Annotated in this window: 8 protein-coding genes; all 8 read left to right on the top strand. The window is 39.3% G+C overall.

Translation table 11 applies throughout. The features are described 5' to 3' along the window. Positions 1-327: 327 nt before the first annotated feature. The 8 genes from LKD20_RS03025 (at position 328) to LKD20_RS03060 (ending at position 10,731) form a co-directional block, all read left to right on the top strand. Positions 328-1,371 carry a Fic family protein gene (locus LKD20_RS03025; protein ID WP_227720869.1) on the top strand — a complete coding sequence of 348 codons (1,044 nt, stop codon included), beginning with the start codon at positions 328-330 and terminating at the stop codon, positions 1,369-1,371. Between the two features lie 111 nt (positions 1,372-1,482). After that, entirely contained in the window at positions 1,483-1,857 is a 375-nt protein-coding gene (locus tag LKD20_RS03030) for a hypothetical protein (RefSeq protein ID WP_005384879.1), read from the top strand. Between the two features lie 465 nt (positions 1,858-2,322). Next, positions 2,323-3,753, top strand: a complete 1,431-nt coding sequence (locus LKD20_RS03035; protein ID WP_227720870.1) for a [FeFe] hydrogenase, group A — start codon at positions 2,323-2,325, stop codon at positions 3,751-3,753. 403 nt (positions 3,754-4,156) lie between these two features. Continuing rightward, the gene (locus LKD20_RS03040) at positions 4,157-5,305 is read left to right on the top strand and encodes a glycoside hydrolase family 3 N-terminal domain-containing protein (protein WP_227720871.1); all 1,149 of its coding nucleotides are present in this window, start codon (positions 4,157-4,159) and stop codon (positions 5,303-5,305) included. Between the two features lie 377 nt (positions 5,306-5,682). Continuing rightward, positions 5,683-6,747, top strand: a complete 1,065-nt coding sequence (locus LKD20_RS03045; RefSeq protein WP_227720872.1) for an ATP-binding protein — start codon at positions 5,683-5,685, stop codon at positions 6,745-6,747. Between the two features lie 334 nt (positions 6,748-7,081). Continuing rightward, positions 7,082-7,972 (top strand): sigma-70 family RNA polymerase sigma factor, encoded by an 891-nt coding sequence (locus LKD20_RS03050; protein WP_227720873.1) that lies wholly within the window; start codon positions 7,082-7,084, stop codon positions 7,970-7,972. Positions 7,973-8,447: 475 nt separating this feature from the next. Beyond that, positions 8,448-9,056: a hypothetical protein gene (locus LKD20_RS03055; protein WP_039968834.1), complete on the top strand. Its 609-nt coding sequence runs from the start codon at positions 8,448-8,450 to the stop codon at positions 9,054-9,056. Positions 9,057-9,348: 292 nt separating this feature from the next. After that, positions 9,349-10,731, top strand: a complete 1,383-nt coding sequence (locus LKD20_RS03060; RefSeq protein ID WP_227720874.1) for an SNIPE associated domain-containing protein — start codon at positions 9,349-9,351, stop codon at positions 10,729-10,731. Positions 10,732-11,113: the final 382 nt, after the last annotated feature.

Raw genomic sequence — 11,113 nt, forward strand, 5'->3', positions numbered from 1 at the left:
TCTCTCATCGACCTCCATAGTTACCTAAGTCGGTCTCAAAGAGATAGAACCATTTCTGCACATAAGATTATATTTACTCAAAACTGCGTAGGGGAAATAGTGACCTAAGTCGCCCTTAGAGATATATCCACCCGTTCTCTCATTTCCTAATGAGGAAATCTTTCCAACCTGCGTTTGGGAGTAGTGACCTAAGTCGGTCTCAAAGGGATAGAATCCCTTCTGCATGTATAATTAAATGTATCTAAATTATTTATTCCCTTATTTTGTGGTATAATTTAAGGGAATAATTTTATTTATAAGGGATTAGAGTAGAAAGGAGGTGTGTGTATGCGTCGTTTTGAGTATGGTCGGATTCAGTCTTTGTCGTGGGATATGGATATTTTAAGTCTTATCGCAGGGATTTACCGGGTGAATGGCAAGGAGGAGGTTTTGCTTTCACAGAGTCCTGCCATATTAGATTCTCTCGTAGAGTTGGCAAAGGTACAGAGTACAGAGGCGTCGAATGCGATTGAAGGGATTGTGACGACGAGTACGCGCCTTCGGCAGTTGGTAGCTGATAAGACTACGCCTCGAAATCGGGATGAGCAGGAGATTATGGGATATCGTGATGCCTTAAATGTTATCCATGAAAGTTATGATTCCATATCCTTGTCTCGGAATCATATTTTGCAGTTACACAAGATTTTGTATAATTACCAGTTCAATGCCCGCGGTGGACAGTTAAAGAGTGTACAAAATTATATTAGTGCTACCTATCCCGATGGACGTACAGAGGTGTTGTTCACTCCCCTAGCGCCTTATGAAATGGCGGAGGCTCTCGCCCAGATTTGTGCTGAATATAATCGTGTTGTAGGTAATGGAGAGGTGGAGCCACTCTTAGCCATTCCTATTTTTATACATGATTTCTTATGTATTCACCCATTTAATGATGGGAATGGACGCATGAGCCGTTTGTTAACGACATTATTGTTGTACCGTAGCGGCTTTATGGTAGGTAAATATGTATCGTTAGAGGCTAAGATTGCAAGACATAAGGATATGTATTATGCTGCTTTACGCGAGTCTAGTGATACTTGGTATGATGAAAGTTCCTGCCCTATACCGTTTATTTGCTATTGGTTACAAATGCTGTTAGCCGCGTATCATGACTTTGAGGACCGTAGTTCTATACTGGCAAATAGTGGTTCAGCAATGGATCAGGTGAAAGCAGCTATCGATAGTCATCTAGGGGCTTTTACAAAGCAAGATATTAGAGAATGGTGTCCAAATCTCAGTGATAGTTCCATTGAAGGCGTCATACGTACCCTTGTGAAGGATGGTCATATTCAACGTAAAGGTGGGGGACGGTCTACCTATTATGTGAAGTCTTAATGTTTGGAATAGATATTCTAATAATTGAGCACGTTTGTCTTTCATAAAATATTTAGTTTCATCGAATATACTAGAGTTCATATTCTTGTATTTAATTCGAGAGGTAAAAATATGAAAAAAACATTGGCAGCTGTTTTGGCAGCAGGCGCTTTATTCATTGGTGGTATTGGTAGTGTTGATGCAGCAAATTGGTATACAGTTGGTACAGATAGCAATGGTATCACTTGGTCTATTGATAACGATTCTGTTAAAAAAGATGACAAAAAAGCAACTTTGGACATCAAAGCTATGGACTATGAAGGTTACCACTACATCGTAACTGAAGAGTTCAACCACAAAAAACGCGAAGTAAAAGACGTTAAGGTAACTCTTTATAACCCACAAGGTTATGTTGTGAAAGAAGAACAACCTAACAAATCTACTCGTAAGGTTGAACAAGGCACTCCTGCATACGCTGTGTACACACTTATCTGGGGTGACAAATAATCTGATCCTTCGAGGGGTATGATTCTTTGTGAAAGCTTCACACACGCACGTTCTCATTAGAGGGCGTGCGTTTTTTCTTTTATTTAAATTGATGTACGTTTTTATTTAAATTGACGTGCGGTTTTCTTTTGTTTTAATTCCCGAAAAGTTGGTGAATTATTTACTCATTCGTGGTACAATGGGAATATTATTACGCATTTATGTAATTTCTATCTTGTTGAAATATACTGACGTACAATGTCATATAGAATGTCACTTATAATTTCATGCGCAATATTATGGTATCTAGAGAGGGTTGATTGACCATAATTTTGCACAAAAGTGTAACATTTCTGCATAGTATAAACTTTCACCATAGCGTATACTAGAGGTAAGATGTGGAAGTACGCCTTGAGCACAGTGCTCCGTAGTTTGGCCTAATTTCCCAAAAGGTTTGATAGTTTTAGTTTGTTAGAGGAGGTCCTCATGTCTCAATACGAATTTATCGATAAACGTGTGCCGATTGCGCTCGACAATCCATCCATTTATCACGACATTTCCAAGTGTAAAAACTGTACGTTATGCCGTCGCGCTTGTGCGGACGTAATGAGCGTACTCGACTACTATGATCTCGATGCAAACGGCGACGTGCCTGTATGTATCCACTGTGGTCAATGTGCGGCTGCATGTCCATTCGACTCCATGCATGCTAAATCCGAGCTTGAAAAGGTGAAAGCAGCTCTTGCAGATCCTGAAAAAATCGTAGTTATCCAAACAGCTCCAGCTGTTCGCGTAGCTATCGGTGAAGGCTTCGGCTACGAACCAGGTACATTCCTTGAAGGTAAAATGGTTGGTGCTTTGCGCGCATTAGGTGCAGACTATGTAGTAGACACTAACTTCGGTGCAGACTTAACAATCATGGAAGAAGCATCTGAGCTTGTAGAACGTCTTAAAACTGGCGGTCAAATTCCTCAGTTCACAAGCTGCTGCCCAGCGTGGGTACGCTTTGCGGAAATCTACTTCCCTGAATTGATTCCTAACTTGTCTTCCACACGTTCTTGTATCGCTATGGAAGCGGCTATGATTAAAACATACTTTGCTGAGAAAAAAGGCATTAATCCTAGCAACATCGTATCTGTATCTGTAAACCCTTGTACTGCAAAAAAAGCAGAAACAAAGCGTGAAGAAGAAAATGCAGCAGCTCGTTTCTATGATGACGAATCCCTTGGCATGGATACAGACATTTCCATTACAACTCGTGAGTTCATCCGTTGGATTCAAGAGGAAAATCTCGACTTCAATGCTATTGAAGAGTCCCAATTCGATGACTTAATCGGTATGGAAACTGGTGCATCCATCATCTTCGGTAACACTGGCGGTGTTATGGAAGCAGCTATGCGTACAGCGTATAAGCTCATCACAGATAAAGAGCCACCTCCATATGCTTTGACACACCTCGAAGACGTTCGTGGTATGGAAGGCGTAAAAGAGGCCACTGTTCAATTAGGTGATGACGTTACATTGTCCGTTGCTGTAGTACATGGCGGTAAAAATACACGTGACTTCCTTAACGCGTTGAAAGATAGCGATAAACACTATGACTTCATCGAGGTTATGGCTTGCCCAGGCGGCTGTATTGGTGGCGGCGGTCAACCGCGCACTAAATTGCCGCAAGCTGTGAAAACTAAGGAAGCTCGTATCGGTGGTCTTTATGAAGCCGATGCTAACTACAAATGGGTTGCTTCCTATGAAAACGAAGAAATCCAAACGTTATACAAAGACTTCTTAGGCGAACCATTGGGACATAAGGCACACGAACTCTTGCATACACACTACACAGACCGCAGCGCGGTGCTTGGTGATCGCAAAGACGTAACACCTGAAACATGCCCAACATCCCCTAAATATAAGGGCTAATCGTATTACAAATTAGCTAATTTACTCAGTACGAGTTGTTTCGAATGTATTTTGGCGATGAATACATCGATACATTAGCGTGGCTAGACTGGTATATGAGTAACTAACTGAACAGAAATAAATCCTACGGGTCATGAGTGACTTGATACTTATGTAGACATTGACTACTGAGTGTCACCTTACATGCGATTCGTAGGATTTTTATGTATAACCTTCTTATAGTTTTATATATGTTATATGTATGAATTGCCTTTTATATTAATTATTACTACTACTTTATAACTTTATTATGATAAATTGATATAGAAAACTAGCTTTCACATGAGGAAAAGATGAATTATATAGTGTATAATATATAGAAAGGTAACATGTAAGAGAGTATTACAAGGAGTTTTGTGGAGAGATGAACTTGTTTTTACGGCGTGCCCTATGTAGCATGGCCTTGATTGTCGCCGCTATCGGTACTGCGGGATGCCAGCATGAGAGTCAGGCAGAGCAGGAAGAGGTACGAACTGTGTCGTATCGGGCTGTCATGCAATCTGACAAGCCTGTCCCTGAGAAGGTAAATACCTGGCTCGGGGCTATGTCTCAAGAGGACAAGATAGGCCAGCTGATGATGATTAGCCTTCATGGCAGCACGGTAGGACAGTCCCAAAAGGACGTCATCAGGAAATACCGTGTGAGCGGCGTTATGCTAACCAATGAAAATCTAAATAATAAAAACCAGGTGAAAGCTTTCACAAACGATATCATGCAAACGGCTACGACGGCGAGCATGGTTACGCCATATATAGCGATTAATCGGGATAAGGTGTTGCGTTCTAATGAAAGTTTCTTGCGTTTGCCAGAGCCAAATCGTTGGGGCCAATTGCCGATGGAACGGATTATCAATCTAGCGACTCGATCGGCTATTGAAATGCATGATATGGGCTTTAACCTCATCATGGGGCCGAATGCAAACCTTGGTGTACCGAATGTGTCCTATACATCGGATCCTACGTGGGCAGGCCATATGGACCTCGCCATGGCGGAGCGTTACCAAATCAACCAAATGTGGTTTGGCTATAACTACTTCCCAACGGTGAGCCTTGGCGACGCATCCTTTGAGACCGCTAATGATGCGAAAGCATACCTCAATACTACGGATGTAGCTGTATTCAAACGACTCATTACACAGACGACAGCGAATACATATATGCTCGTTATGAGCCATGTGCAAATTCCAGCTATCGACAATGCACACTTGGCCAGCACTTCTAAGGTGATTATCACGGATTGGCTACGGCATGAGCTTGGCTATAATGGAGTGGTCATGACAGACCGTGTCGATGTAGGCGCCTTGCAAGCAAACCAAAAAATAGGGGACTTTGCGGTAGAATCCATCGTGGCAGGCAGTGATCTCGTTCTTCTTGATGCGGACACCGTTCACATCGATGAGGTCCATCGAGCATTAACCCAAGCCGTGGCGAACGGAACGATTACCAACGACCGCCTTAATGATGCGGTTAAGCATATTTTGCTCATGAAGATGCAAACGCAAATGCCACAATAATGTTAGGAACGCCTTCGAAGGTATCGTCCATAAACATAACTATTACATATACATATACATATACATACAGATATACATATAAACAAATACACAAATACACAAATACACAAATTTACAAGACGTGCTTATCCTAGATAGGCACGTCTTTTTTTATACTTTCCTCTGTATAGTCGTATTGGGGATGCAACTGTATAGAATGTAGTAAATATGGGAACTTTCACAAACATATGGGTAAAAAGTAAACCATTAAATAAGTATATTTTATGAGTAAAAAATTTAACATAATCAAAAGTCATGTTAATAATATGAAAATAAGTTTAAATTTGTTTTAAATTTATGATATAATAGTCTCCATAGAATGTTGGAGGTGAGAGTATATGAATTTTGTGGGACGTGCTGAGATTATTGAGAGTATCCAGTCCCGTATTGCGATGAATCAAATGAGTTTGTGTGTTGTGTATGGTCCGCATCGCAGTGGCAAATCCTATGTGGCTTCCCAGCTTGTGCGCCGTCATAAGGCGTTATACTTGGCGGGTCGCATGGCTAATGAAGCAATCCATGTAGCCGATATGAATCGAGCTCTTGAGGCACGTTTTGTTCCTACCGATGGGCAGGATAAATTCGAACCGATCACTAGCTTGCAAGAGGCCTTTGATGGTTTATTTGAAAGTAGTGTAAAAACGCCTCAGACTGTGGTGATTGATGACTACCCTTCCTTGGTGGAGGCTGTACCTCAGTTCCCTATACACTTGCGCGATTTGTTAGATACTTATAAAGAAACGAGCCATTTGAACATCATCTTGATGGCGAATGGGTTAGAACAGCTCGATGGCCGCATCATTGGCGATCGCAGCTTGATCGGTCCCTATGTGTCGGAATATTTCGAGGTGAAACCGTTCTCTTTGGTGGATATGAAATCCTTGGGCCTTCACTATGCGAAGGATGACTTGCGTACCGTGTTTGCCGTAACAGGTGGTTTGCCTGCTTATGTGCAGTACTTTGATAATGGTGAAAGCATCGATACGAATATCATTAATTTGTTCTTCTCCGTATCGGGCGCCCTCTTTGAAGAAACGCAGCATATTTTACATCGAGATATGAAAAATATAACCGGTGCTAATGCGATTCTATCTGGCCTTGCTACACTAGAGAGACCATACTATGTGGAGTTGTTGCAAGCTAGCCAAATTAAAAGCGGCACCTTTACATCTCGCTTAAACGACTTGATGGCCATGGGCCTTGTAGGTCGTATCCAAGCGAATAGCCGTGGACCAGCGAAGTACGCTGACTACCACTTCACAAATAGCATGTTCCATTTCTGGTACCGCTATGTGTATAAATACTGGGGCGACATCGTCCGTGGCAATGGTGCAGACGTGTACCAAACCTACGTAAAACCACAACTCAAAGACTTTGTGGAAGCCTCCTGTATTGCAATGTAATCAGACAATTTAAAATATGATTACCTGTACAGTTATTTGTAAGATCAGAATACGTTATTCCTAACGTGTATATTAGTAATCGTAACTTATGTACTATTACCCAATGGTAGTACTAATTCCTCTAAAAAAGACACCATATTCCTCTGTGGTGTCTTTTTTGTATTATTTTCAGCAATTATCTATCTAGGTGTATAGTTATGTCTTTTAATGAATAGAAATTAATATTACATTGTAGCAGAATATGTAGAAATTCTAAGGAATTGCCAATTTGTCAAAATCCCCGTTCCGCGCTATTGTTTAGATAAGCGCTATGCCATGGCAGGAAAGGGGATTTATGTTATACACAAACGAAGAACCGTTAGTACAACGAACCTGTATTAAAACTGCAAGCTTACAATCTGAGGAAATATCTTTAAAGGGAACATCTTCCAAAGAAGTACTTTCTAAGAGACCTTCTTCTAAGGAACTAGAATCTAAAAAGATACTTTCTAAGGAGTCAGAGTACAAGGTGCCAGAGGAGTTGAAATTACAGACCCTTATCTGTGGTCATCAGGTGTTAACCTCCTTATCGGATAAGAGTCTCGTGTCGATTTGTCAAAATCCGAATATGCGGATTCAGACGGTTGGGTACCAGCCGTGGTCCGCTGATGAGTTACGCCATGATGCGGCTCAAATCGAGCTCTGTCGTAGGTATCGACCACTCATCTTACACTATACGAATAAGACGGGGAACCGCGAGTTCCGTGAAGACCTAGAGAGCTATCTATGGGCCATCCTTTTAGAATCGATTTATAGCTTTGATTTGAAAGGTTCCGTGCCGTTTCCTGGCTTTGTGAAAGCTGGTGTTAGGTATGGTTACATGCGGTATTGGAAGCGGGAGCGGTTGCGTAATCATCGAGAGATTCATATACCAGACCGCATCACCGATGATGGTGAGGTAGCTGTTGGTATGGATATCTTCTCATCTGGAGAAAATATAGCTGACATGATTATGACGGCCGATGAGGAACAACGACTGCGAGCTCGCCTTGTATGGGCTCTCGGCAGATTATCTCCAGATCAACAAGACCTACTTCGCCGTGTGTACGGTGATTGTAAAAGCCTCGTATCCATCAGCGAAGAGTTGAACTGTAGTCGCCAAGCTATCCAACGGCGTCATGAACGAGCCCTGCGGAAGCTGCGTAGATACTTGACGACAGACTTTAAGAAACTACGAGTACACTAAATACGAATGCAATAAGCCTATACATTCATTAGAGCTATACACGTATTAGAGTTATATGCATATGAGATTCTTAGAACTCTGAATCGATTAGAATATGTAGTGTAAGCATACGAGAGTTAGTCTATTAGAGTCTAGTTCGTATTAAATAATATGTGTTAATATAATTTAATTTCTTATTTATATTCTGTTTTTTGTATAATTACGTTAATCGCGATTAACAGATATACATAAAATATGCAATTCTCAATTTAAATGAGAAAATAATGACACATAAAGGTATATATTACTTTTACAAGATCATAAAGTCTTTAATTTTACATAAATTTCTATAGTTTTGTGTATATATTTACAAATTATACAGTGTGATATACAATTAAACCAACAGCAGATTAAAGCATGCGAATCTGCTTTCACAGAACACGTGTTCATTGTATTGTTGAAAGGAATGTTCCTAAGTTGAGGGGAGAGAATTCCTATGATGACATGTAATGAAGTACCAGTAGCGGTAGCCACTTGGCTATCTAAGGGAGAGAATTTGGATTTGATCTATACGAATCCGAAGAATCATATTGTTTGTTTTATTCCTACCTATGAACCTGGCGGCGGTGACAGCACGATGTGCTATTTCGTCGATGGCCGTCAAGAATTGGTGCATCTGCCAATTCGTACCATCCTGCGAGAGCTGGCCTTACAAGAAGGGTTGAGGCCGAATTACATCATGACCAGCGACGGTCGGCGCAGCAGCTATACGGCGCCTAAGACTTATGGGCCGCACCTGACCTTTGGGCATATTAAATGTAGACGCCCTATCGGCAAGGACGTGGTGTACGGACTCTTTAACGTGGCGATACCTTATCAATACATCGTCACCGATGGTCCTGATCCAGATACGAGCTACATTCACGTGGGTGACTTTAAACCTATTTTGGTGTACCAAGCCCCACACCACGTGAAACACAAGCTGAACGAAGCCATGCTAGAACACTGTAACTACGTGCGCAAAATGCTAGCCCGCATCAAACTCAGCCAAAACCCACAAGTTGTGGCCGAACTATTTATCGCCTGGAGAGACCTAACAAGATAAAACCTTAGGGGGAAGAGAAGAAAAAGTAGGGGAGATGAAGTAATGGGGGAGAGACAGAGAGGAGGAACTATAGGGAGAAAATAACATAGGGGAGATATAAATAAAAGGTTATCATTAAGACAACTCAAATAACGATTCCTCTTACAGAGCTATCTTGTCACGAGATAGCTCTGTTTTCATATATTTTTCATTGTTTGCATAATTCATGATATAATATACATAAAATATATCAATGCTAATCTTATTATTTATCTAAATTATGTATTATTTATAGGTATTTGGGGGAAATATTATGGATAATAAAGGGGAGAAAAGATTTCTTATAGGAGATATTGCAGTTTTCCTAATGGCAGGTATTAGTGTATTCTGGCCGGTTATGCTTATTGGGGTGGCTTTAATCTTACTAATTAGATATCATTATTGGGCATTAATTGAAAATGAAGTTTATAAAGAGTATATTTTGAATAAAAATCTTATTCAGGATATAGAGGCTAACCAATCTAACCTAGCTACACTAAAAGAGACTATTGAAAAAGAAAAAGCGAAGATAGAGCATGATATTGAGGTACGGATTAGTAAAAAGAATATAGAGCTTAATCAGTTATGCTCGGAAATTTCAAAAGTTCAAGATGAGCTGAAAAATAAGAAGCAAGAGGTTGAGAATTTAGAGCCTTTAGTAACAGTAGTTAATATAGATACTGAAGGACTTGAACTTGCAACATCTCAAGAATTAAAAAATATATTATCTAGATATAAGTTAGAAGAAGCTGAATTAGTGAAAAATAATACTGCTATAGATGTGCTTATAAACGATGATAAAAAGTTTATTACAACTCAAATACGTCAGATTTTACGTTCGTTTAATGCTGAATGTGATTTAGCTATATCTAATGTCACACTTAAAAATATTGATACCATGAGGAATAAAATCCTAAGATCTTATGAAACTCTAAATAAGATATATAAATCTGATGGAGTACAAATTACAAAAGAGTTTCTTGAAAATAAGTTGCAACAATTAATTACAGCACATTCGTATCAAGAAAAATTAGAAGATGAACGAGTACAAAAGAAACTTATACAAGAACAATTAAAAGAAGAAGAAAAAGTTCGTCGTGAAATCGAACGTGAAAAGGCTAAAATTGAGAAAGATGAAACTCAGTTTAAAAATGAAATCTCTAAGCTTATGAAATACTTGCAGAAAACGGATAATGAAGTTGAAAAGACCCTTTACATAGATAAGATTAAAGAATGTGAAGAAAAACTTTCTGAACTTGAAACTGTTAAGTCTGATGTTTTAAATCGAGAAAAGAATACGCGGGCTGGTTTTGTTTATATTATTTCGAATATAGGGTCATTTGGTGAGAATATTTTTAAAATTGGTATGACTAGACGACTTGAACCTATGGATAGAATTAAAGAGTTAAGTAGTGCTTCTGTACCATTTGAATTTGATGTTCATGCACTAATATTTTCAGATGATGCACCTAGCTTAGAATCTATTTTACATAATACTTTTAGAGAATATGAGGTTAATAAAGTAAATCATAGAAAAGAATTCTTCGCTATTCCACTGGAAAAAATTGAAAAAGTTGTAACCGAACATCATAATGCAACCGTACAATGGACTTATGATGCGGCTGCAGAAGAATATAGAGAATCCATAGCTCTATAATATATTTTGATAACTAATTATTATAAAAAGATCTAAAATAAAAGTTTACATAATCTGCACCTATTTTCTAGGGTAGATATAATTAAGCTGCTCTTTGGGAATGAGTTCGGTATTCTACTGGATTCATTCCTTTTAGTTTAATATTAATATATTTTATATTGTAATCATCAATATAATTTGTTAATAATATCTACATAAGAAGTAAACTTTTCTAAATATAACACTCCCGATTTAAGCGAGCCAGAAAAGTTTTCATCAGGCTATTATCCCAATAGTTTCCTTTTTCAAAACATACTTTTGATGACAGCATGATTTTTTATGTTTTCTCTAGGCTCTACTTTGGTACTGCCATACCTAAACTGAATGTAGTATCCATCCTTAA

The organism is Veillonella fallax (assembly GCF_020687175.1).
Lineage (GTDB): Bacteria > Bacillota > Negativicutes > Veillonellales > Veillonellaceae > Veillonella > Veillonella fallax.

What these genes read in the sequence shown, in the direction of transcription:
- LKD20_RS03025 (WP_227720869.1), top strand. Translation starts at nt 328, where the DNA reads ATGCGTCGTTTTGAGTATGGTCGGATTCAGTCTTTGTCGTGGGATATG.
- LKD20_RS03030 (WP_005384879.1), top strand. Translation starts at nt 1,483, where the DNA reads ATGAAAAAAACATTGGCAGCTGTTTTGGCAGCAGGCGCTTTATTCATT.
- LKD20_RS03035 (WP_227720870.1), top strand. Translation starts at nt 2,323, where the DNA reads ATGTCTCAATACGAATTTATCGATAAACGTGTGCCGATTGCGCTCGAC.
- LKD20_RS03040 (WP_227720871.1), top strand. Translation starts at nt 4,157, where the DNA reads ATGAACTTGTTTTTACGGCGTGCCCTATGTAGCATGGCCTTGATTGTC.
- LKD20_RS03045 (WP_227720872.1), top strand. Translation starts at nt 5,683, where the DNA reads ATGAATTTTGTGGGACGTGCTGAGATTATTGAGAGTATCCAGTCCCGT.
- LKD20_RS03050 (WP_227720873.1), top strand. Translation starts at nt 7,082, where the DNA reads ATGTTATACACAAACGAAGAACCGTTAGTACAACGAACCTGTATTAAA.
- LKD20_RS03055 (WP_039968834.1), top strand. Translation starts at nt 8,448, where the DNA reads ATGATGACATGTAATGAAGTACCAGTAGCGGTAGCCACTTGGCTATCT.
- LKD20_RS03060 (WP_227720874.1), top strand. Translation starts at nt 9,349, where the DNA reads ATGGATAATAAAGGGGAGAAAAGATTTCTTATAGGAGATATTGCAGTT.